Consider the following 24,157-nt stretch of genomic DNA (forward strand, 5'->3'; position numbering starts at 1 on the left):
TGAAATACAAAGGGTTAGTTTAGTTATGCTAGACTAGCCCTTATTTATTTCTCTCAGACTCACAGTATTATCATGCAACTCAATAAATTCACCGATTATGCATTACGCATTTTGCTCTATATCGCACGCCCTCGTGATGTGCCTTATAACATTGCTGAAATTGCAGAAGACCTGCATGTTTCGCGTAATCACTTGGTGAAAATTGTGCATTTTATGGCAAAACAAAACTGGTTAATCACCAGCCGCGGCAAAGGTGGCGGTATTCGTCTAAACCCTGAAGCACTTGAGGCTCAGCTCGGTCAAATCGTACGAATTCTGCAAGGCCATCACCAGATAGTAGAATGCAATGACCCACCCTGCGTACTACGCAGTCAGTGTGGTTTAAAAAGCCTCTTAGACCAAGCTTTAGAACAGTTTTATCAAAGTCTCGATCAGTATAAACTTGCTGACGTCTTACAACCAAGCAGCGCATCTAAATTTACAACACAATCTCCAATTCAAATGATCAATCTCTAATTTCACTTTGCCTACGACAAAATTCGCTTGCCTGCCCGACTTCCTTTATAATGCGTGTTGTTAAATCAGTTATTGAAGTTGGGTTATGCATCAGCACAGAGGAAAATCACGAAACAGTAAAGCGGCCAATGCGCCGAAGCAAAAGATTACTTATGAGAAAAAAGTAGACTCTGCGATTACTGAATATGCTGTGCGCTCGCTCAACTGGCTACGCAAAGCTGAGTTCTTAATGAGTGCGCCTAAACTCAACCTCTGCGTTGAAGATACCGGCTATGAAATTGCCTTTGCAGGTCGTTCTAATGCAGGTAAGTCGAGTGCCATTAATGCGCTCACTAATCAAAAACAATTGGCTCGTGCGTCGAAAAAACCGGGTCGTACCCAAATGATCAACTTTTTCAGTCTAGGAAATCCTGATCAGCGTTTGGTCGACTTGCCTGGTTATGGCTATGCCGCTGTACCTGAAGCGATGAAAATCGTGTGGCAAAAAGAGTTAGAAAACTATCTGATACACCGTGAAAGTTTACAAGGTCTTGTGCTGTTGATGGATATCCGTCATCCACTACAACACTTTGACGTCATGATGTTGGAATGGGCACATTCACGTAAATTGTTCGTACATGTACTCCTGACCAAATCAGATAAATTAAACCGTGGCCCAGCCTCTAAAGCTCTACAAGAAGTGAAAGCAGCATTGAAAAAAATGAAGCTAAACTTCTCTATCCAATTGTTCTCATCATTGAATAAACAAGGTTTAGAAGAATTAGCGAGTGTCATGGCGGGTCGTCTCAACTTCACTCTAGAACAATCGACAGAGTTTGATCTCGACAGCATCCCTGAAGCATCAGAAGATGATATTGAAATCGATGCAGACGCGGAAGCATTCGATGACTTCCACACTACATCTGAAGACTTACCCCAAACTGAAGGCAAAAATTCAGACCACTAATCGAGTAATTTTAAAGTCAGCACAAGAATGATTGTCTGACAAAAAGTATCTTCTGAAGATAATGAAATGTCCTGTATTGCTAATCACAATGCAGGATTTTTTTTGGATACTGAATACATCAGATGTGCACTCGATCACATAAAAACAAGGATAGGTCATGAAATTACTCTCCCGCTTGAAAAACACAAAACTTGGATCATCAATCGAATATAAAATTAAACCACGTAAAGTGAAATTTGAGTGGCAAGATACCCAAGTTGACTGGGTGCCCAATCAACCTTTTGTCAGCTATTTTATTAATGAAATTAATATGATCTTACCGGCTGGTGAGTTTTGGTTTTGCCGTCTGTATAACAAAGTATTGCCACAAATTAGAGATGAAAAACTAGCCGAGGACGTTAAAGCATTTATCCGCCAAGAAGCTATGCATGCTCAGGCGCATAACTCTGCCAATAAAGAATATCTGTCTCAGCGCAATATCAGTATTCAACGCAACCTTGAAATCATGGATTTTCTCTTTGGCAAACTGCTTGCAGACCAACCTTTAGGGCTCAACGTACCCAAAGCTTTAGATCATCAGTGGGATCTCTTTCGTTTAGGGGTGATTGCAACGGTTGAACACATGACCTGTGTACTAGGCAAATATGCTTTATATAATAAAGAGTGGGAACGCCTCGGTGCCGATCCGAATATGCTCGATCTAGTAAAATGGCATGGCGCAGAAGAAATAGAACATCGTACCGTGGCTTTTGATTTGTATCGTCATCTCGGTGGGGGCTATATTTCTCGCTATTATCAAAGTGTGATCGTGATTGCTGCCGTACTTGGTCTATGGGTCGATGGTGCAGCACATATCATGCAGCAAGACTCGCGCTATGCATCGATTAAACCTGCCGTATATAAACCGTGGATTTGGCGTGAATGGGCGCGTATCGCGCAAAAAGACAATCGCTTATTGCCACATCCACTTTGGTTAGTGTCGCAGCAATTGGGGTATTTAATGCCTTGGTACGATCCTGTACATGAAGCAAAAACTGAAGATGCGATTGCCTATCTCGACAACTCTCCTGCTGCAAAACGCGCCGCACTGAAAGTTGCTTAAACACTACTTTAAAATCTGTATTAAGCAGGGTTCGCCCTGCTTTTTTTGTGCTCACATCCATTACGCTCCATTTTTTTACTGAGCAATCAACACACTCAAGATGGATAGGCTCATAAGTTCGATGTTTAAAGTACAGTTATTCCAAGTTCCCTATTCTCTTTAAAATGTATTTATACTCAGCCTTATCCTAAAATAAAAATACACCGTTCAGGAGCATCTCCATGCACGCTCACATCTCCGTTATTACACTGGCTGTGAAAGATTTACACGCTGCATTCGCGTTTTATCAGGAGGGTTTAGGTCTAAATAGCGCAGGGATTATTGGGACTGAGTTTGAACATGGCGCTGTGGCATTTTTTGATTTACAACACGGTTTAAAGCTCGTACTCTGGCCACAAGATAGCCTTAGTCATGACACCGGAATCAGTACATCAGCGTTTTGTCCAACTCAAATGTCTCTCGGACATAACGTCAACAGTCCTGCAGCCGTCGATCAAATCATGAAACAAGCCCAACGCGCAGGTGCAAAAACAATTAAACCCGCACTGCCCACGTTTTACGGTGGTTATGCAGGCTATTTTCAAGACTTAGATGGGCATCTGTGGGAGATCGTCTACAACCCACATTTTAGTGCTTTATCTATTTAATTCGACAACGCTGGTTCATCTACATCTCGCGTATGACGATCAACCACCACACTAATCATCATATCGCCCTGTACGTTCACCACAGTCCGTACCGTATCCAATAGACGATCGATCGGCAGCAATATCGCAATGGCTTCTGCAGGAAGCCCAACCGATTGTAAAACCATAATCATCGTCACCATTCCAGCACTTGGAATGCCCGGTGCGCCGAGTGACGCAATCATGGCGGTTGCACAGACAATTAACTGCTGACCCAAGGTTAAATCTAAGCCCATCAAGTTAGCAATAAATAACGCAGCAGCAGCTTCATACAACGCTGTACCATCCATATTTAACTGTGTGCCCAATGGAATCACAAAACCTGCTGTTTGAGGACGTACGCCTAAATTTTCCTGCGCACATTTCATCGACAGTGGCATCGTTGCTGAACTTGAACTGGTTGCAAAAGCAGTGATTAAGGCAGCTCGTGTTCCTCTAAAAAATGTCAGTGGACTCATTTTCCCAAAAATCCAAAGCAACAGAGGTAACACCACTGCCCCATGGAAAATCGTGGTCCCTGTGACTACGGCAGCAAACTCCGCGAGGCGACTCAACACCGAAATATCTTCGGTAGCAATCAATTTAGCCAATAATGCAAAAATACCAATCGGTGCAAGCTTCATCACCCAACCGATGATCATCATCATGATGTCAAAAAATTGCTGACTGAGCTTTCTCACACTTCGAAATTTTTCACCGCCTTTGACCAAGGCCACACCTAAAAATAGTGAAAACACCACGACAGCGAGTACATTGCCATCACTAAAGGCTTTAAACGGATTGATCAGTGTATTTTGAATAAAATTGGTAAAGAATGAACCTGCTGTGAGGGTGTCAGGGCTCTGATGCTGTTGCATTGCATCTTGGAACATGACGATGTCCACGCCCTGCCCAACTTTAAAAATATGCGCACATGCTAGACCCAAGATCAGTGCCAAAGTCGTGGTGGTGACACAGCACGCTAAGGTAATTTTCCACGTACGACTCAGCTGACCACCCGCTTGTAAATTGGATACCCCCACCACAATCGAACTAAAGATCAGCGGAACCAAGATCATTTTCAGCAAGCCAATAAAAATACTACTGGCAATCCCCAGGCCATACAGGCTGGCGGATAAAAACTGCGTCTCTGGAAACTGAATTAATAAAAAGCCAAATGCCACACCCAATATTGCGGCAATTAAAATCTGCGTATTTAAGCTCATTGTGCCTTGCATTTATCATCCTTTATTCAGGCACTATGCCATGCGCCCCACTGGGAATCGAGGAATTTTTTGTCACATATACTGCTACAATTCTGCAAAGCATGTATTCAACCCAATTCAATTTGTACTGCACCCCAATTAGATAACTCGAATCCGTGAGTAGATTCATACTAAAAATTGACGGCATAAAAAAACCGAATCAGGAGATTCGGTTATTTCAGCATTTCAACATGTACGACTTAACACATAGTGCTCAAAGCTTATTGCGTTTCAATTTCGCGTAAACGGATCAAGCCTTCTTGTGTCGTACTACAGACCAACTCACCGTTTTGCCACATGCGACCAAAATTTAGACCACGTGAACTGGCACTGACGGTAGCATCCATGTCATAAAGCATCCATTCATCCACACGGAATGGCTTATGGAAATACATGGCATGATCAATACTGGCACACTGCAAACTTGGTGATAAATAACTTAAACCATGTGGACGTAGTGCAGTCGTCATCAGCGTAAAGTCTGAATAGAATGCCGCAATAGCCTGATGTAAAGAGATGTCATCAACGTCAGCAGCAATTTTGTCATGGGTACGAATATAGTGTGCATACGACGGCGCAGCAGGCTGCGGTTGGTACGGGTTTTGCGGATCAATCGGGCGAATTTCCACATGACGGTCACGCATAAAAGATGCACGGACGTTTTCAGGAACAAATTCCACCATCATTCGTTTTAGCTCAGCTTCAGATTTTAAATCTTCGACGGCTGGATATTCTGGCTCTGCAACTTGGTAATTCAAACCTTCTTCTTGCTCTGCAAATGACACCATACACATGAAAATGGTTTTACCATGTTGAATCGCACGAACCTGACGACTCACAAAACTGCGTCCATCGCGAATACGATCTACTTCATAAATGATCGGTGCATTGATATCACCACCAAATAAGAAATAGGCATGTAAGGAATGAGCAGGTCGATCTGTTGTATAAGATGCCGCACGGAGCGCCTGACCTAAAACCTGTCCACCAAAGACACGCTTCCCGACCAAATTTCGGCTTTGCCCACGAAAAATATTTTCTTCTAATTTTTCAAGACTGAGTAAATCAACCAACTCTTGTGTTAAGGCATTCATAACAAACCTATCTATCATTCGGGATTAAGCTAACGCAGGCAACATCAACAGATGTTTAAATATATTTTCCATTTTGCCATAAATCCAGACTAAAACCCTAAAGATTCGCTGACTGATCTGTCACCTTGCTGATGCAATATAACTGCTAAAAATACGTTTTTTAACGATAAAATCTTACAATATCTATGCAATTTGTCAGAAAATGACATACAGTTTTTAAGTACAATTACGCAGAATAGATTCCCCTCAGAATCTCTGTGGTTTGGTCATGAAAAGTAGGAGTTTGTATGTCCAAGAGCGGCTTTGGTCAGATGTATCGAAAGCTTTCGAGTAAACTGCTTGATCTTGTGGTAACACCGCATGTTTTAGGTGAAGTCCCTGTAGAACCTGTAGTGACTGAAACCGATACAGATACCGGCGTACAGACAACGAAAATTACCTGCTACGTTCTGCAAAATCATTCACGGAGTAATGCTTTAATTGTCGATGGTGAAACCCGTCGTTTAAAGCTACACCCTGCACTCGACCCAATGACTGTGGGTACGCAAACAGAAAAAGCCTCTGTGGTGTTTTTACAACATCATGATGAAGACAACTTACTCAATCCACCACCAAATGCATTTCCACCTCGTTTATTGCGTTTAATCGAGGTTTTGGAAAAAAATCCTGATGCGGATGTTGAGCTCGTTCCTGTAACCGTGCTGTGGGGTCGTGAACCCGATAAAGAAGATTCTTGGTTTAAATTATTATTTACCGATACATGGTCTACACCAAGCAAAGTGAAGCAGTTGGTGAATATTGGTTTGCACGGTCGTCAATCGTACCTTGAATTCCATGAACCACAGTCTTTGCGTCGTTTGGTTGAATATGCCAAAACTACGCATCCAAACTTGTCACCTGCAACTTATATTGTCAGCACACTGAATGATTATTTAGATGCACAGCGTGAAGTGGTTTTAGGTCCGGATTTATCCGACCGTCGTAATGTGATGCATGGCCTGATCAAATCTACGGATGTGCAAGATGCGATTCGTCGTGAAAGCATTCGCAGTAAAATCAGTATGGTTGAAGCTGAACGTCGTGCGATTGGTTATTTAAATGAAATCGTTTCAGACTATTCTGCATCAACAGTACGTTTTGCAGACTTAGCACTGACTCGTCTGTGGACACAGCTTTATGATGGCGTCGAAGTACATAACTTCAGTACCGTTCGTGAACTAGCCAAAGACTACGAGATCATTTACACCCCATGTCATCGTAGCCATATCGACTATTTATTATTGTCTTATGTGATTTATAAACGTGGCTTGATGGTGCCGTACATTGCTGCGGGCGATAACTTAAACATGCCATTTGTAGGGCAAATTTTACGTGGTGGCGGTGCGTTCTTTATTCGTCGTTCATTCCGTGGCAATGGTCTCTACACCACCGTATTTAAAGAATACCTCTATAGTATTTTGGCGCGTAATACGCCACTTGAATACTTCATTGAAGGGGGGCGTTCACGTACTGGTCGTTTATTACCACCGAAGACCGGCATGCTCGCCATGACTGTCCATGGTCATTTACGTAATCCAGCCAAACCGATCGTGTTCTTACCGACCTATATTGGCTATGAGCGTTTAATGGAAGGTGCGACCTACGTTGGCGAAATGAATGGTAAGGCAAAAGAAGGCGAGTCGATCATGGGGATTATGAAAACCCTGCGTAAGATCGAACGTATTTTCGGTAAAGTTCATTTGAACTTTGGTGAGCCAGTTTTCCTTGATGATATGTTGAAACAGCACAATGCAAGCAACATCAAAATCGAGAAAAATGACGACCCAATTCCGCCAGAAGTTTCGGATGCCATTAACAGTTCTGCACACGTGATTTTAGAAAATATTAACCGTGCAGCAGTGGTGAACCCGGTTTCATTGCTTTCACTGATTTTATTGGCGACATCTAAACATACTTTAGATGAAGAGATTTGCATTAAGCAGTTAGATACCTATCGCGATCTTTTAAATGCCTTACCTTACGATGAGCGCATGCAAGTGACACCGCTATCAGGTAAAGAAATCATTGCTTATGGTTTAAAACTCAAGCTGATTAAACGTGTTAATCATGTCCTTGGCGATATTATTGCCATTGCTGATAATCAAGCGGTGCTGTTAACCTACTTCCGTAACAACATCCTGCACGCATTTATTTTGCCATCACTCATTGCCGCTTTGGTTGAACATAATGGTTCTATTCGCCGTGGTGATTTGATTAATGTCATTCGTACACTGTATCCGTTCTTAAAAGCTGAGTTGTTCCTTAAATGGAATGATGAAGAACTTAAAGATCAAATCTGTGCGTATGCTGAAGTACTGATCAAAGCCAAGCTAATTTCTGAAGATGCAGAAGGCAACCTGATCTCCCCTGCGCCTAACTCAGAGCAGCACAATCAGTTAGTGGTCTTGGCTGCACCTGTGATGCAAAGTCTAGAGCGTTACTACATGACTTTGGCTTTAATCACACAACGTGGTTCAGGCAACATCTCAACCCGTCAGGTTGAAGAACTCAGCCACTTGGTTGGTCAACGTCTGTCTGTGTTGTATGAATTTAACTCGCCAGAGTTCTTTGATAAGGCATTGTTCCAAAGCTTTATTAAAGTCTTAACCCAACAAGGTTATATCAGTACCAATGAAAACAACGCCATTGTGTTTGATGAAAATTTCCAAAATGTTGCGCAATATGCCAACCTCGTTTTGGATGATGTGACACTGCAAATGTTGCAACACATTACGACCTTTAGTGATGAAGAGTTAAAAGAAGCACTTGATAAAGTGGCTGCTGAACAAGCCAAAAAACGCTTGAAACGTAAGAAGAAATAAACCGTTCTGATTTTTTCGCCATAAAAGCGGAAGAAGATGAGCAAAATCAGGGACAAGTTGTAAAAAGCTTGTCTCTTTTTTTTGGACTATACAAAAGTATTTAATATTTTCTTTTTTAAAATTAAAGTATGTATATTCCAAAATTTTGGAGTTCCATTGGCTAGTGGTTTATTGCCTTTAAATTCATCGATATAAATAATATCAAAGTCCGCATCAAACAATTGTTTAAGTTCTTCCTGTTCAAAACCTATAAATTTTTCAGAAAAATTATTTACCCAATCATCATCTTTTCCTAACAGTTGTATGAGTAAGATGCCTTGCTCACCTAAGGATTCCTGCATTTTCTTTAAAACACTTTCAAGCGAATCCCTAAAACAAAAAAATAAACTGAATAAAGCAATAATTAAACTAGCTTTAGGAAAGCTATAGTCTTCAAAGGCCTGATTAGAAAATAAAAAATTCTTATTGTCTTTAAATTTAATTAGACAGATATTTTTAGCGTCAACAGACGGATCAAATGCATATACTTTAAAATGATGACGGAGTAGAAATGATGATTCATTTCCTGCACCACAACCACAATCAATCGCGATCTTTGGTAAATTCTCAAAATAACTCAAAGCTTTTTCCAAAATCGGTCTATGGGGTAGATTCTGAGTAAGTTCAGCAAATGATTTTGTCATTATTTAAATTTTATCCTTTGAGATCCATTCGAAAATTTGAACAATACATGTTGTAAAAGACCTATCTTATTCATTTATAGAATTTCTTTTAATACTCACAAAGCTGCACTGAATTTTATACGTCACGACAATTTTACACTGCACATCACAATCAATCGTGCGCTAACTTAAAACCACTCTTCGTCATCCGCGTTGCATAAAGCTTTTTACCTGTTTCTACTTCACTCCCTAAAACCAATTCGGGTAAATGCATAGCTCTTTGCAAATCCAAGATTCGCTCATGCAAGGATTGAGGTTGGTTATTAGTACAAATATATGATTTTTCAGGATGTTCCACGTGGAGTAGATGACACAGAAAATTTGCCAAATCTTCGATATGTATTCGATTGGACCAATGGATATTGGGATAGCGATTAGTCGTTTCTGCTAGTTTACGCATTCGCGCTGTCGATGTGCCATAAATCCCAGATGGACGTACGATCACGCATTCAGTAGGAAATGCTTGTGTGTAGCGATGCTCCATTTCCAGTAACAACATCCCCTGCTCATCGATCGGTTGTGGCACAGTGTCATCATCAATGTGCTCCCCCGCATGCTCACCATAGACACGAGTGGACGACACCACGATTAAACGTTGTATTGGATGATGTGCTAATGCTTGAACAATCGGCTGTACAGAATCGACATAAGTGTATCGATAAGCATCCACAGCATTGAATTGAGCATGACGTGCAGGAGCCAAAAGAACATAGACAGCATCAATCGGTTGAACCTGCGATAAATCCAGTTGGTGAATATCCTGGATTAAATGTTCTGTAAAATCATCCTCTTTTACACTACGACTCACTGTGGTAATTTGGTGACCTTGCTGAAATAATTGTTTAGCAACACGTTGCGATGTTTTACCATAACCGATAAATAGAATATGCATCAAACGACCTATTCTCAGAACTGATCCATTTAGATCATATAAACCGAAGTTGAGGGGACATGGCTGCCGTCCATCAATTGCAAGGGGTTGGCAATGCCGCCGCTGCTTTACTTGAAAAACTAAATATTTTCACGACAGATGATCTTTTGTTTCATCTGCCACGCGACTATGAAGATCGTAGCACGATCATCCCCATGAACCAATTGACCGTGGGTCGAAGTTATTTACTGGAAGGTACAGTCAAAAGTATCGACTTCCCACCCGGTAAGCGTAAATCGATGGCCGCCCTTTTGGATGACGATTGTGGCAAAGTCACTTTACGTTTTTACCATATCTACAAAGGCATTACTGATCGGGTAAAACCGGGAAATCGTTTACGGATTTTTGGTGAAGTCCGTGTTGGTGCTCGTGGCTTAGAAATGTATCATCCTGAACTACAGGTGATTACTGAACACACGCCTTTACCTCAAACCCAACTCACTGCGATTTACCCTGCAACTGAAGGCTTAACACAGCCCAAACTGCGTGAATACGTCAAACAAGCACTACAGTTATATAGTGATGACTTACCTGAATTATTGCCAGAAAAATTCACCAATGGCTATGCCCTAAAACAAGCACTGGACTATATTCATCACCCCCCTGTCGATGCCAATATGTTGCAACTCAGCCAAGGTTCTCATCCTGCACAGCAACGTTTAATTTTCGAAGAATTGGTTGCCCATCAGGTCAGTTTGCTCAGCCGCCGTGCTTATATTCAACAAATCGAAGCACCGTCATTCTCTGCAAGTAAGAACTTCACCAAACAGCTTTTAAGTACACTACCGTTTGAAATGACCGGCGCACAAAAACGCGTGTCCAAAGAAATTGCGGTCGATCTGAAAAAGAACAAACCTATGCTGCGACTCGTACAAGGCGATGTAGGTGCAGGTAAAACCTTGGTTGCAGGCGTTGCAGCCTGTCATGCGCTTGAGGAAGGTTGGCAAGTGGCCATGATGGCGCCAACAGAAATTTTGGCCGAACAACATTATCTAAATTTCAAAAAATGGTTTGAGCCTATGGGACTGACCGTGTCCTGGCTTTCAGGCAAGCAAAAAGGTAAAGCTCGAGCTGCAGCAGAACAAAGTATTCAAGATGGTTCTGCTAATTTAGTGGTCGGCACACATGCTTTATTTCAAGACAATGTTCAATTTGCCAAATTGGGTTTAGTGATTATTGATGAGCAACACCGTTTTGGTGTCGATCAGCGTTTGGCACTTCGGAACAAAGGTCTCAATGGCATGACACCACATCAACTGGTGATGACAGCAACCCCTATTCCTCGTACCTTGGCGATGTCGGCTTATGGCGACTTAGACACCTCTGTCATTGATGAACTACCACCCGGTCGTACACCGATTCAAACGGTCACCATTCCACTGGATCGTCGTGAAGAAGTGCTACAGCGGATTGCCAGCAATTGTGCTGAAGGCAAACAAGCCTATTGGGTCTGTACCCTAGTGGAACAATCCGAAACCTTAGATGCTCAAGCCGCTGAAGCAACTTTTAATGAAATTAAAGAACGCTTCCCAGACCTCAATATTGGTCTGGTTCACGGCAAAATGAAGGCCGATGAAAAGCAAGCAGTGATGCAGCAATTTAAAAATAATGAATTGCAATTACTAATTGCAACCACCGTCATTGAAGTCGGTGTTGACGTCCCGAACGCCTCAATCATGGTGATTGAAAATGCAGAACGCCTAGGGCTTTCACAACTACATCAGCTACGTGGTCGTGTAGGGCGTGGTGCCAAAGCCAGTTTCTGTGCCTTGCTGTATAAAAATCCCTTGTCGCAAAATGGGCAAGAGCGTTTACGCATTATGCGCGAGACCAATGACGGCTTTATTATTGCTGAAAAAGATTTGGAAATTCGCGGCCCCGGTGAGCTCCTCGGCACTAAACAAACGGGCGATATGGGCTTTCGTGTAGCAAAATTAGAGCGAGATGACCATTTACTCAATCAGGCTCACTATGTGGCTCAACAAGTCCTGAATGACTATCCTGCACAGGCTCAAGCGCTTTTAAAACGATGGCTGCCGGAAGCTCCTCGATACGCCTATGTATAATAATTATTAGGATGACAGATCGATCATCCTAATTATACAGATTGGCTTGAACCAATAAGCTTGTCGAACAGGTTGCTGTGGTGTTGTGATTGCACTTCACCACGAACTGTGCAAAATACTCAAAAAAGAATGATTAGAATAAAAACATGCTCCAATCTATCCAACACTTCATCCAAAAAGGAATACAGAGCGTTTCCCCTTGCCTGCTCTGCGGTATCGATCGACAACAACATCATTCGCTTTGTACCGACTGCTGGGCACAACTGCCTTGGTTTAAACAAGCGGTTGATCGCCATGAACACAGCATCTCTTGTGCCTTTTACTATGATTTCCCTATAGATCGCATCATTCAAAGCTATAAGTATGAGCAACACTTGCACTATCAAAATTTACTGGCACAGAGCCTTTTAAGCTTGCGCTTAGCTAGGGTTCAAGCCATCGTGCCCATGCCTATTTCAGTTGAACGCCTTAAAGACCGTGGATACAACCAAATGCTGCTCGTTGCACAGATGATGGCAATGCAATTGGGCATCCCTGTTTGGCAACCAGTGATTCATCAAGCACAGCACGCTCAAAAAGGTTTAAGTCGGCTAGAACGCCTAGAAAATATCGAACAACAATTTATTATCGACCCAACCGAAAAACGCCGTTTCCGTAAAGTCCTCATCATCGATGATGTGGTGACCACGGGGAGTTCAATCCATGCATTAAGTACGCTGTTACATCGGCTACATTGCACGCAGGTATATGCCGCATGCATTGCTGCAGCACAGCCTTAGTTTCTAACATCAACCACTAATAAAGAAACTGAGCAAGCGAAGCGGTTTAGCTTTCAACAAGAGATCGCGCCTGCTGCTTCACCCAAGGAATCACCACCTCACGTGTTAAAGGTGCGAGTTTTGTCTGTGTATCATCCAAGCTGACCCATTGCATTGCTGCAATTTCTGCATCAATTTTCGGTTCACCTTGCAACTGGACCAGATAGACATAACTCACCAGTAGATGATCGGCTTCGTTCGCAGCGGCCGTTTCAAAACGACCAATGAATTGTTCAATCTGCGCAGCGCAGCCAATTTCTTCCTGAATTTCACGTAGCATGGTGATTTCAGGGGCTTCATTGGGTTCTAACTTGCCACCCACTTGCATAAAGAATGCCGTGTGTTTTTTACGAACCACTAAAAGTTCATGCTGTTCATTTAGAATAATGGCTGCGGCAACAGTGATAGTTTTCATCAATCTTGTTCCAAATCGGTGATAAAGGCTGTACGTTCAACCATGCCCCATTTCGGCTCTGGCGCAGTGAAATGTTGAAACTTTTCAACAATCGTTTCAATATTATCTTCTGTAATTAAGCCTTCGATAAAACGCGGATGGGTAAAGCCTTTTTCTGCAGTTGTTTTTAGAAAATTCAATAAATCGTCATAAAAACCATCTACGTTTAGAAAGGCACATGGCTTTAAATGAATGCCCAATTGAGCCCACGTCCACTGCTCAAAAATTTCCTCTAAAGTCCCTGCTCCACCTGGAATCGCCACAAAACCATCCGAGAGTTCAGACATTTTGGTTTTCCGTTGTTGCATATTTTCTACCACATGCAATTCGGTTAAATCTGGATGTGCCAATTCTTTATCGACCAAGACTTTTGGAATCACCCCAATGACTTGCCCACCTGCACGCAAAGCACTATCTGCCACAACACCCATCAAACCTGAACGACCACCACCATAGACCAGTGTGATGCCTCGTGCCGCCAAATGACGACCGACTTTTTCAGCCACCTGTAAATAGGCAGGATTGTTACCAAGGGCGGAACCACAGAAAATTGCGATAGATTTCATTTATAATCACCATCAGATCAGGAACGCTATGCTGGAAAAATCAACTTTAAACAGATTTTTTCATAAAATAAGCATTAGAACAGTGTTTTTCAGCAAATCCTTGTCTAAAATACACCCATTCATTTTTAACTTACTGCGCAAGGGGAAAAGACAACATGCTTGAAGCCTTTTACGCCACAGAGCGCGGTAGCCTGGAAGATGTCACCATCAATGGTGACTTCGATTTACATCAGGATTTAGTCTGGCTCGATCTCATTGCCCCGTCTCAGGAAGAGCAGCAATGGATTATGGATGCCTATGATCAAAATTTACCTACATTAAAATCATTAGAAGATATTTCGTCGAGTGCACGATTCTACCGTGATGACGACGGTATTTTGCACATCAGCACCTATTTTTTAACGAAAAATAAAAATTTTCAGGTCGATGGCGAACCCGAAGAAAATGCCAGCACCTTAGCTACCGTACAAACGGTTGCCTTTATTTTGCATAAAGAGCGCTTATTCACTTTACGGGGTGAAAAGCTGGTGGCTTTCCGTGCCTTTCGTGCCCGCGCGCGTCGCAATGATTATGAAATTGACTATAAAGATCCAACTTGGATTTTATTGGGTCTTTTAGAAGCCAAACTCGATGAGCTTGCGGATATCTTGGAAGATATCCACAAGGACTTAGAAAAGTATTCCACAGAAGTGCTGAATAACCGTCATCGTGAGATGATTTTAGACTTGGATGACATGATTACCCGACTTGCGCATTTAGAAGATATGCTCGGGAAAGCTCAGCTGTGTCTGATCGACTTACGTCGTGTTCTCACCTTCCTGTCACGTCCTCGCGCATTGGGCAGTCATATTTATGATGCCGACATCCGAGAACTCAGTGAAGACGTGCGCTCTCTGGTTGAGCATGATGCCTTCCTGTTCCAAAAGGTTCGATTCTTACTAGATACCACTTCTGGATTCATTAACACCGAACAGAACGATACGATTCGTCGATTCTCGATTTTACCAAGTATGCTTGCGCCACCGATGTTAGTGGCCAGTGTCTATGGGATGAACACCGACGTACTGCCATTCGCGCATGGTACAACCAGTTTTATCGTGGTCAGCTTAATCATCGTGGCATTCTTTATTGGACCATTGATGTACTTCCGCTGGAAGAAATGGATTTGATCCTTGCCTATTGCGTGGACTGGCGAGAGCTTCTTATCGCACTGCAATAAAAAAAGCACCTTACGGTGCTTTTTTTTAGATCAATTGCAAGTCATGCTCAAGATGACAGGCTTGAATAATCTTCATCATTTTTTCAGGGACTGCTTTAAACTGCAAACCTTGCGCTTTTGGCGTTTGACGTAACCAACGAACCAAAACAGCTAAAGCTAAAGTACTGCCATGCTCAAGCTCAGCAAGATTGACCACTAAGGGAAAAGCTTGCTGTTGTTGAATCAATTTCAAGCCGTCTTGATAATACAATTCGGCATTGTTGTAATCGATTTTGCCTGAAACCATCAATTCTTGTTGATGAAGTTTAATCACACATCACCTATCTTATTTTTTCTTGTCCAATGCTGCATCAGCATCAGGTTTGAAGTTCGCAATTGCTTTATCAATGTTACCGCCATTACGTTTTACAGTTGCCGCAAACTGATTACGGAATTGTAAGCCTAGGTCGATACCCGAAACGTTGATATTACGGATTTTCCATTGTGAACCTTTATCCGCCAACTGGAAAGAGACTGGAATTTTTTCACCGTTGTTATGGAAATCAATCGTTACAACAGGGTTCTTACTGTTCGACGCTTTATATGGACGCATGCTATACGTTTGGTTACTAAACTTGGCAAAAGCTGAACCATAGTTTTCGATCAGTGTTGCACGGAAGTTACGTTCAAACTGTGCACGTTGAGCCGCTGAGCTGTATTGATTCGTTGCATACGTACCCATCACGATACGTGTGAACGCTTGTGAATCGATGTACGGGTCTAAGTTTTGACGAACAATCGCTTTCACAGCCGCAGGGTTATTTTGTAGTTTTGCGTGGTCTGCTTTTAAACGTGTAATGAGGCCATCAGCCACTTGTTTTACAAATGCAGGTGGTGCTTCGCTTGGAGCAGCAAAAGCTGTACCTGCCATCATAGTTGATAAGATACTTGCTGTAAGCGTATGTTTTAACAATGTGTTCACTTAATTTCTCCTAAAAATTATTCAACAAATGCAGGTTCTTCTGCCGTTGTTGTGTCAGCAGCTTCTGTTTTTTGTTCAGTATCTGCTGTGCTGTCAGATTTGTTCCCTGCACCACCGGTCACAAATTTAGACACCAAATCTTCGATTTCCATCGTACCTTGGGTATTACCAATTTGGTCACCACGTTTTAAGAAGTTGACACCACCACCCGGTACAATTTTCAAATATTTCTCACCCAATAAACCATTGGTTGCAACCATAATGTAAGCATCTTCATCGATATTGGTGATGGATTTCATGTTAGCAATCAGTTGCTGTTCCATTTCTTTTTGTTTCGCAGGTATTGCTGCTTCATAGTCTGATGTGTAACGCAGCTCTTCGAGTGCATTCTTTTGCACTTCTTTTAATTGTTCTGCGTTATAAGAGGTTAATGAGCCATCCATAATCAGATGTGCTGTCACTAAACGCGTCACAGGATCGAGTTTCAACGATTCCACCTGACCAACTTTGACACCACTTAAGGTGACTTTGGCACGGGGTTTAATCCCGTTTACATTTTCAAATGTCGCGGTCAATTCATAACTGTCTTCGATGTTATTGCCGACCAAACCACTCACACGCATCGCCAAGAAGAAAATAGCAATAGCAAAAAGAATGACAAAAAAACCAACGGCCAGTTCACTCGTACGTGATTTCATTAAATACCTCCGAACATGACCGCAGTCAACACGAAATCTGATCCTAAAACACACAACGAAGAATACACGACAGTACGTGTGGTCGACGTTGCAATACCTTCTGAAGTTGGGACACAGGCATAACCCTGATAGACCGCAATCCAAGTACAAATTAATGCAAAAACAAAACTTTTGATGATGGTGCCATTAAAGACGTCTTTAAAGAATTGCACACTGTTCTCGATGCCACTCCAATAAGAGCCTTCATCTGCACCCAGAAAATCAACACCCACCAATTTACCGCCCATGATGCCGACCGCAGCGAAAATCACCGACAACATTGGCAAGCTAAAAATACCGGCCCAAAGTCGTGGCGAGATCACACGTTTTAATGGATCGACCCCGATCATTTCCATACTCGACAACTGCTCAGTGGCTTTCATCAAACCAATTTCAGCCGTTAAAGCTGAACCTGCACGACCTGCAAAGAGTAAAGCCGCAACCACAGGTGCAAGTTCACGCAATAAAGTCAGTGCAACTGCGGTGCCGAGCATCGCCTCACTACCAAAGGTCGACAGAATGCTATACATCTGCAAACCCAGTACCGAGCCAATAAATAAGCCAGATACCACAATAATCAGTAATGAAAGCACACCAACACGGTACATCTGATAAATAAACAACTTCACGCCAAGTAAAGTCGGCATGGAAAAAAGAATCTGCAGCAACATAATGGTTGCTACGCCGATTCCTCGAACACGTTCAATGACGCGTCTACCTAATGCGGCAATAGCATTCATGAACGAACCTCATGATTTAAATAGGGCTGATGACTGAATTGATAATCGACCGGACCTTCTACCGAACCCGTCAAGAACTGCTTCACAAAAGGCGAGGCATGTGCTTTTAACTGCTCAGGTGTTCCCTCGCCCTGCACTTTCCCTTCAGCCACGACATAGATGTAATCTGCAATTGATAAGGTTTCAGCTACATCATGCGAAACAATAATCGTGGTTAGATCTAAAGCTTCACGTAGCGAACGAATCAAGCGAGTTAATACCCCCATCACAATCGGGTCCTGCCCTGCAAAGGGTTCGTCATACATGATCAGCTCAGGATCGAGTGCAATTGCACGGGCCAAAGCCACACGACGATTCATACCACCTGAAAGTTCAGAGGGCATCATTTTTTCTGCACCACGTAAACCAACAGACTCTAATTTCAACGCAACAATTTCAGCGATCAAATGCTCTGGCAACTTGGTATGCGCACGAATTGGAAAGGCTACGTTTTCATATACCGACATATCGGTAAATAATGCGCCGCTCTGAAACAGCATCCCCATACGCGCACGCGCAGCGAAGAGTTCCTGACGTGACATCTGTGCAATGTCCTGCCCATCAAGCAACACTTCTCCATTATCGGGAGTCAATTGACCACCAATTAAACGGAGTAAAGTCGTTTTACCTGTACCAGATGGACCCATAATTGCAGTGATCTGACCACGACGAATTTTTAAACTGACATTGTCATAAATGACGCGCTCTCCTCGCTTAAAACTCAGGTTTTTCACTTCGATCAGTGCCTGAGTCTGAGAAGACGTTTGATTATTCATAGCTGAGGATTTTCCTGCATTTTTTTCAGCATGCATACTATAAAGGATTGAAGTTTAAAATGTTACCATTGCATGAGCGCATATCCCTGCATTCCATCAGGTAAATTGTTTTTTATTATTAATGCGATTTTATAAAGGGTGTTTTCAACCCAATAGAAGAATTTAGTTAAAATAATTGTATATATAGTAAACGATATTACACAATAAGAGTGTCAAACCGATATAAGGCATAAGTACCTCGATCATCACTGTACGCATATTTGCCAACGCGTTTCCGTTCATATTAATTATCATTAAACACATAAAGTTTGATCAAGTATACATTTTTCTGATTAAAAAGCTAATTTAAATCCATAAAAAAAACCGGTGTTTCCACCGGTTTTTTCGATATTCCTTCGAAATTCAATTAGTCATTGAATTTACGACGTGGACGATCTTCACCGAAAGTGCGTTCGCCACGTGGTTTATCATCACCGAAACGTTTTGGACGGTCATCGCCGAAACGTTTTGGACGATCTTCACCAAATGAACGTTGAGGACGGTCACCGTTGAATTCACGACGTGGACGATCTTCACCAAATGAACGTTTTGGACGATCGCCATAACCTTCACGAGCTGGTTTATAATCTACACGGTTACCACGGTTGTCATCGTTAGAACGACGGTCAAAACCACCTTCACGACGTGGACGATCGCTGTTAAATTCGCGACGTGGACGATCTTCAAAACCGCCTTCACGACGTGGACGATCGTTGTTAAATTCGCGACGTGGACGATCTTCGAAACCGCCTTCACGACGTGGACGATCGTTGTTAAATTCGCGACGTGGACGATCTTCGAAACCGCCTTCACGACGTGGACGATCGTTGTTGTATTCGCGACGTGGACGATCTTCGCCACCGAATGAACGACGTTCGCCATCACGGTTGCCTTCACGACGTTTGAAGTTTGATTCACCTTCAAAACGACGACCGCCACCGAAACCACCACGACCACCGCGACCGCCATCACGACGACCACGACCGCCATCACGGCTACCACGTGCAGGAGGTGGAGATGGCTCAAGACCTTCAATTTCAGATACATTTAAACGTGCATCTAAGAAGTCTTCTAAAGCACGGATTTTACCGCGTTCACGGTAAGTCGCTAAAGTAATCGCGTTACCAGTACGGCCCGCACGACCTGTACGACCGATACGGTGTACATAGTCTTCGTTCTTCATTGGAAGACCGAAGTTAATTACGTGAGAAATAGTTGGTACGTCTAGACCACGTGCAGCAACGTCAGTCGCAACTAAGATTTTTGCACGACCTTCACGAATGCTACGTAAACGACGGTTACGTACAGTTTGTGGCATTGCACCGTGAAGAGCGACAACTGAGTGACCTGCTTCTGCAAGTTCTTCAGCCAACATATCTGTATCTTCTTGAGTAGATGCGAATACAACTGCTTGATCTACAGACTCATCAGATAACCAGTGAGTCAAAAGTTTTTTCTTGTGTTCGAAACCGTCAGTCCAGTGAAGTGTCTGAGTAATGTCAGTATTTGTAGAGTGACCAGTTTCAATCGCAATACGCTGTGGATCATTCATCATGCGTTCTGCAAGTGTAATGATACGCGGCGCAAATGTTGCAGAGAACATTAATGTTTGTTTACGGTTAGCAGCCAAGTCGCTGATCGCTTCTAGGTCTTCAGAGAAACCTAAGTCAAGCATACGGTCAGCTTCGTCAACGATTAACGCATCAACGTTGTCTAGTTTAATTTGACGACGGTTAACCAAGTCAAGTAAACGACCTGGAGTCGCTACGACAACTTGTGCACCTTTAAGCTGTTGAATTTGTTTACCGAAAGGCATACCACCCATAATTGCAGCAATACGAACACCTTTCATATGACGTACTAAAGCAATTGCGTCTTGGCTCACCTGTTGAGCCAATTCACGTGTAGGGCAAAGTACAAGAATAGACGGTGCAGTTACCGCTTTCATGCGCTCTTTGAAAGACATCAAAGTGTCTTGACCAGCCAAAGCATTCACAGTTGGGAGTAAGAATGCAGCAGTTTTACCAGAACCAGTTTGGCTTGATACAAGAAGGTCTTTACCTTCTAATGCAGCTGGAATTGATTGTTCTTGCACTGGAGTCGGAGTAGTAAAACCTAGACCTTGTAATGCTAGTTGTAACGACTCATGTAAAGGAAAATCAGCAAAAGTTTTGCTCATAGAGTATTTCACCCCAAAAATGGGTGCTCCATTAAAAATATAAATTCAGATGGACATCGGCAAAAAGCGGCACAGCAAAAGACGCTGAAAATATAGAATCAGCGGCGATCCGAGAACGACGATGCGTATAACGCACACATGATTACAGCCGCAACCTGAAGGAATCGCTTAGCGATTGGGTGGGGCGCGAAATATCGTCCTCTCTTTGGACCGGAACGCGCATACACAATGATAGAAGAGAATGTTCAGGTAATGAACGAAATTTAGTGCGTGCGGGGATTATAGCAGAAAGTTTTTAAATGTCACCTGTTTTAGTCAACTTCAGAATATTTTTTGTAAGAAGCTTTAAATTATAGGTGTTTAAGCCATTATTTTTGACCGATTAGACAAAAATAAAGCCCTCATAAAGAGGGCTTTATTTCATTATTCTGTCAATAAACTCGAACTAAGCGTTCTATTATTTAGCAGCTTCACCCCAAGCTGGAACAACAGCTTGCATAAGCGGTTTAAGCATTTTCATAGAACATGCAAGTACTTGACCATTGTCCATTGAGTCGTTACCACCACGAGCATCAACCACAGTACCACCCGCTTCTTTCACAATAAGTTCACCCGCAGCGATGTCCCAAGGTTTCAAACCAAGTTCGAAATAACCATCGAAACGACCGGCAGCAACATATGCTAGATCAAGAGCAGCAGAACCTGAACGACGGTATTGAGCACCGGCTTCAGTCACATTTAACAATGAGTTGAAATGGTTTTTCGCATAAGAAACCACTTCGCCATTACGAATTTTACGATACGCATGACCCACTGAAAGGAAAGTGTTTTCTAAGCTGTCTTTTACATTTACACGAATACGGCGTTGGTTCATCATCGCACCGCGACCACGGCTTGCAGAGAACAACTCATCTTTCACAGGGTCATAAATAACACCGTGTTGAGTTACACCTTTATGTTGAACTGCAATAGAGATACAGAAATGTGGAACACCATTAACGAAGTTTAATGTGCCATCAAGTGGGTCGATGATCCAACACCAATCAGCGTCGTGACCTTTGCCTTCTTGAAGACCAAACTCTTCGCCTAGGAAACTGTGATTTTTATAGCTTTTACGTAGGGTATCGATAGTCAATTGTTCCAAATAACGGTCTACACGCGTTACTGGACCATCAATTCCTTTTTCTTCGACTTGTAGATCGAGTTTATGACGATTTTGATGCGCTTTTAAAAGCTCTTGACCAACTAATTGAGCCGCACGCGCAGCCATAACCACCATAGGTTCCATTGAACACCCACTACAAATTTGAAGATACTGATAAAGAATAATGCATAAAAGCCCTTATATCTTATCAAATATAAGGGCTTTTAGGGAAAAAATGTTTCTAAAAATTAGAAATTCAACAAACCACTGTTTGCTTATGTTTTAGCCAGCTCTGTGTCACTGAAGCGCCAATGCCTTCAGCATCCAGTCCAGCCTGATGCAACATTTGAGCATGTGTTGCTTGATGCATGAACTCGTCAGCCAAACCTAAATTCAGCACAGGCTTAACCACGCCTGCTTGGGCTAAATATTCATTTACTGCACTGCCCGCACCCGCCATGACTGCATGCTCTTCAACTGTCACAAATAGTTGCGTACTTGCTGCGATTTGATCGATCAACTGTGTATCTAATGGCTTCACGAAGCGCATATTAATCACACGTACAGCCACATCTAGCTTTGTCGCTAAAGCCTGTCCTGCCTCTAGTGCCGCTTGAACACGACTACCGAAAGCCAGAATAGAAATGGTGTCATCTTGCTGATCATTGAAGTTTGCAAGAATTTCACCACGGCCAATTTCAAGCTCGGTCATCTCTTGCTGAATCTCAACACCCAGTCCATTACCACGTGGGTAACGTACCGCCGCTGGGCCTTTATACAAATAAGCCGTATGCAACATTTGACGACATTCATTTTCGTCTTTCGGCGCCATGATCACCATGTTTGGCACGGTACGCATAAAGGCATAATCATATGCACCGGCATGCGTTGGGCCATCTTCACCAACCAAACCTGCACGGTCGATACCAAATGTCACATCAAGATTTTGCAAAGCGACGTCATGAATCAGTTGATCATAACCACGTTGTAAGAAGGTTGAATAGATTGCAACAACCGGTTTTACCCCTTCACAGGCCATCCCCGCAGCCAAAGTCACCGCATGTTGTTCTGCAATGGCAACATCAAAGAAACGCTCAGGAAACTGCTTGGCAAATTGCACCATGCCTGAACCTTCACACATCGCTGGGGTAATCGCCAATAAACGATCATCCTGTGCAGCTTCATCACATAACCACTGACCAAAAACATCTGAATATTTCGGTGCAGTTGCCACTGCAGCAGGTGCATTCACTTTACTGATGGCATGGTATTTGATTTGATCTGCTTCGGCAGGTGCAAAGCCTTTACCTTTTTTGGTATAGACATGCACTAAACGTGGGCCTCTGCGTTTTTTTAAGGCTTCAAACACATGTGTCAATTGTTCAACATCGTGCCCATCAAAAGGACCAAAGTAGTCAAAGCCAATGGCTTTAAATAAGTTATCTGCAGCATCGGTCGCAGCACAATGTAGGCGTGAGTTATACGCCCATTCAGGATGCGGTTGAATATAGGCTTCGCCATTTTCAGAAATATTAACCGATTGACCACTTTCCCAAATCGCAGCCAAATGTTTGGCAAAACCACCGGTACTGCATGAGATCGACATATCATTGTCGTTCAATACCACCATGAGGTCAGCATTGTGTGCCACCGCATCGTTCATGGCTTCAAAAGCCATGCCCGCTGTCATCGCGCCATCACCCACGATTGCAACCACATGACAGGGATCTTGCTTGAAACGACGTGCCAATGACATCCCAAGACCAGCAGAAATCGCTGTTGATGAATGGCCTACGCCAAAGGTATCAAATTCAGATTCTTCACGGGCAGGAAAAGCAGCTAAACCATCTTTGGCACGAATCGTCACTAATTGTTCACGACGACCGGTTAAGGCTTTATGCGGATAGGCTTGATGACCCACATCCCAAATCAGACGATCACGTGGCGTTTCAAAACAGTAATGTAATGCCACGGTTAATTCGATCACCCCAAGATTGGCACCAAAATGCCCACCACTTTGTCCGGCCGCATACAAAATAAATTGACGTAACTCATCCGCCACTTGCTCTAATTGGCTGCGCTCGAGTAAACGAAGTTGTTGAGGATGGTTAATCGTATCCAGCAACGGTGTTACAGGGCGTTGAGATGGTATTTCTTTATACAGCATAATGTGGCAAAGCCTTCTAAAGCCTGGCAAATTCCTAAGCTCGGTCTAAATGGGTAACTCGATCATATCGTCGAATTGTATCACCTTACAATCAGCCAAACTTGTAGCGATGTAATTTTTAGCAATGATCTCGTTGGGGAGATTTTGAAT

The 24,157-nt window shown here is 42.9% G+C and carries 22 protein-coding genes; 8 read left to right on the forward strand and 14 right to left on the reverse strand.

What is annotated here, in order from left to right:
* The first annotated feature begins 72 nt into the window (after positions 1-72).
* The 4 genes from FTV11_RS03995 (at position 73) to FTV11_RS04010 (ending at position 3,211) form a co-directional block, all read left to right on the forward strand.
* Complete coding sequence (locus tag FTV11_RS03995; RefSeq protein ID WP_180073420.1) at positions 73-516, forward strand: Rrf2 family transcriptional regulator; 444 nt, start codon at positions 73-75, stop codon at positions 514-516.
* Between the two features lie 85 nt (positions 517-601).
* On the forward strand, positions 602-1,462 hold the full coding sequence (yihA, locus tag FTV11_RS04000; protein WP_180039474.1) for a ribosome biogenesis GTP-binding protein YihA/YsxC: 861 nt from the start codon (positions 602-604) through the stop codon (positions 1,460-1,462).
* Positions 1,463-1,619: 157 nt separating this feature from the next.
* The gene (locus FTV11_RS04005; protein WP_180021608.1) at positions 1,620-2,564 is read left to right on the forward strand and encodes a metal-dependent hydrolase; all 945 of its coding nucleotides are present in this window, start codon (positions 1,620-1,622) and stop codon (positions 2,562-2,564) included.
* A gap of 221 nt (positions 2,565-2,785) precedes the next feature.
* Complete coding sequence (locus tag FTV11_RS04010; protein WP_180039472.1) at positions 2,786-3,211, forward strand: VOC family protein; 426 nt, start codon at positions 2,786-2,788, stop codon at positions 3,209-3,211.
* Here the strand turns inward: FTV11_RS04010 and FTV11_RS04015 are convergent.
* Together FTV11_RS04015 and FTV11_RS04020 are read right to left on the reverse strand one after the other, a co-directional pair.
* Positions 3,208-4,467, reverse strand: coding sequence for a dicarboxylate/amino acid:cation symporter (locus FTV11_RS04015; RefSeq protein WP_171525930.1), 1,260 nt, complete (start codon positions 4,465-4,467; stop codon positions 3,208-3,210). The two genes, FTV11_RS04010 and FTV11_RS04015, sit on opposite strands and share 4 nt — an antisense overlap.
* A 248-nt stretch (positions 4,468-4,715) precedes the next feature.
* Positions 4,716-5,588, reverse strand: a complete 873-nt coding sequence (locus tag FTV11_RS04020; protein ID WP_078189289.1) for an acyl-CoA thioesterase II — start codon at positions 5,586-5,588, stop codon at positions 4,716-4,718.
* A 287-nt stretch (positions 5,589-5,875) separates the two neighbouring features.
* Between FTV11_RS04020 and plsB the strand changes: the two genes are divergently transcribed.
* The gene (plsB, locus tag FTV11_RS04025; protein WP_180073421.1) at positions 5,876-8,449 is read left to right on the forward strand and encodes a glycerol-3-phosphate 1-O-acyltransferase PlsB; all 2,574 of its coding nucleotides are present in this window, start codon (positions 5,876-5,878) and stop codon (positions 8,447-8,449) included.
* A gap of 86 nt (positions 8,450-8,535) precedes the next feature.
* Here plsB and FTV11_RS04030 read toward each other — a convergent pair whose 3' ends face one another.
* Complete coding sequence (locus tag FTV11_RS04030) at positions 8,536-9,132, reverse strand: methyltransferase domain-containing protein (RefSeq protein ID WP_180073422.1); 597 nt, start codon at positions 9,130-9,132, stop codon at positions 8,536-8,538.
* Positions 9,133-9,283: 151 nt separating this feature from the next.
* On the reverse strand, positions 9,284-10,063 hold the full coding sequence (locus FTV11_RS04035) for an NAD-dependent epimerase/dehydratase family protein (RefSeq protein WP_180073423.1): 780 nt from the start codon (positions 10,061-10,063) through the stop codon (positions 9,284-9,286).
* Between the two features lie 59 nt (positions 10,064-10,122).
* On the opposite strand from FTV11_RS04035, the gene recG reads away from it, so the two are divergent.
* Positions 10,123-12,168: an ATP-dependent DNA helicase RecG gene (gene recG / locus FTV11_RS04040; RefSeq protein WP_078189293.1), complete on the forward strand. Its 2,046-nt coding sequence runs from the start codon at positions 10,123-10,125 to the stop codon at positions 12,166-12,168.
* Positions 12,169-12,314: 146 nt separating this feature from the next.
* Positions 12,315-12,947, forward strand: coding sequence for a ComF family protein (locus FTV11_RS04045; protein WP_180073424.1), 633 nt, complete (start codon positions 12,315-12,317; stop codon positions 12,945-12,947).
* Between the two features lie 46 nt (positions 12,948-12,993).
* Here the strand turns inward: FTV11_RS04045 and FTV11_RS04050 are convergent, their stop codons facing one another.
* Positions 12,994-13,401 (reverse strand): NUDIX domain-containing protein, encoded by a 408-nt coding sequence (locus tag FTV11_RS04050; protein ID WP_180059170.1) that lies wholly within the window; start codon positions 13,399-13,401, stop codon positions 12,994-12,996.
* Positions 13,401-14,006: a TIGR00730 family Rossman fold protein gene (locus FTV11_RS04055; RefSeq protein ID WP_180073425.1), complete on the reverse strand. Its 606-nt coding sequence runs from the start codon at positions 14,004-14,006 to the stop codon at positions 13,401-13,403. Before FTV11_RS04055 ends, FTV11_RS04050 begins: the two co-directional genes overlap by 1 nt.
* Positions 14,007-14,161: 155 nt before the next feature.
* Between FTV11_RS04055 and FTV11_RS04060 the strand changes: the two genes are divergently transcribed.
* Positions 14,162-15,175, forward strand: a complete 1,014-nt coding sequence (locus FTV11_RS04060; protein ID WP_078189297.1) for a CorA family divalent cation transporter — start codon at positions 14,162-14,164, stop codon at positions 15,173-15,175.
* Positions 15,176-15,250: 75 nt separating this feature from the next.
* Here FTV11_RS04060 and FTV11_RS04065 read toward each other — a convergent pair whose 3' ends face one another.
* From FTV11_RS04065 to dxs, 8 genes are all read right to left on the reverse strand, one after another.
* A complete protein-coding gene (locus tag FTV11_RS04065; RefSeq protein ID WP_218945760.1) occupies positions 15,251-15,511 on the reverse strand; it encodes a lipid asymmetry maintenance protein MlaB in 261 nt (86 codons plus the stop codon).
* Between the two features lie 39 nt (positions 15,512-15,550).
* Positions 15,551-16,186, reverse strand: coding sequence for a phospholipid-binding protein MlaC (locus FTV11_RS04070; protein ID WP_180064824.1), 636 nt, complete (start codon positions 16,184-16,186; stop codon positions 15,551-15,553).
* 17 nt (positions 16,187-16,203) lie between these two features.
* Positions 16,204-16,884: an outer membrane lipid asymmetry maintenance protein MlaD gene (locus FTV11_RS04075; protein ID WP_180073426.1), complete on the reverse strand. Its 681-nt coding sequence runs from the start codon at positions 16,882-16,884 to the stop codon at positions 16,204-16,206.
* Positions 16,884-17,663, reverse strand: coding sequence for a lipid asymmetry maintenance ABC transporter permease subunit MlaE (gene mlaE, locus FTV11_RS04080; protein WP_078189301.1), 780 nt, complete (start codon positions 17,661-17,663; stop codon positions 16,884-16,886). The genes FTV11_RS04075 and mlaE overlap by 1 nt, the downstream gene beginning before the upstream one ends.
* Complete coding sequence (locus FTV11_RS04085) at positions 17,660-18,478, reverse strand: ABC transporter ATP-binding protein (protein ID WP_218947263.1); 819 nt, start codon at positions 18,476-18,478, stop codon at positions 17,660-17,662. Before FTV11_RS04085 ends, mlaE begins: the two co-directional genes overlap by 4 nt.
* Before the next feature lie 406 nt (positions 18,479-18,884).
* Positions 18,885-20,696: a DEAD/DEAH box helicase gene (locus FTV11_RS04090; RefSeq protein WP_078189302.1), complete on the reverse strand. Its 1,812-nt coding sequence runs from the start codon at positions 20,694-20,696 to the stop codon at positions 18,885-18,887.
* Positions 20,697-21,153: 457 nt separating this feature from the next.
* Entirely contained in the window at positions 21,154-21,984 is an 831-nt protein-coding gene (locus FTV11_RS04095) for an inositol monophosphatase family protein (protein ID WP_078189303.1), read from the reverse strand.
* A 112-nt stretch (positions 21,985-22,096) separates the two neighbouring features.
* Positions 22,097-24,007 (reverse strand): 1-deoxy-D-xylulose-5-phosphate synthase, encoded by a 1,911-nt coding sequence (gene dxs / locus FTV11_RS04100; protein ID WP_180073427.1) that lies wholly within the window; start codon positions 24,005-24,007, stop codon positions 22,097-22,099.
* Positions 24,008-24,157: the final 150 nt, after the last annotated feature.

This window comes from Acinetobacter sp. YH12231 (genome assembly GCF_013417755.1).
GTDB lineage: Bacteria > Pseudomonadota > Gammaproteobacteria > Pseudomonadales > Moraxellaceae > Acinetobacter > Acinetobacter amyesii.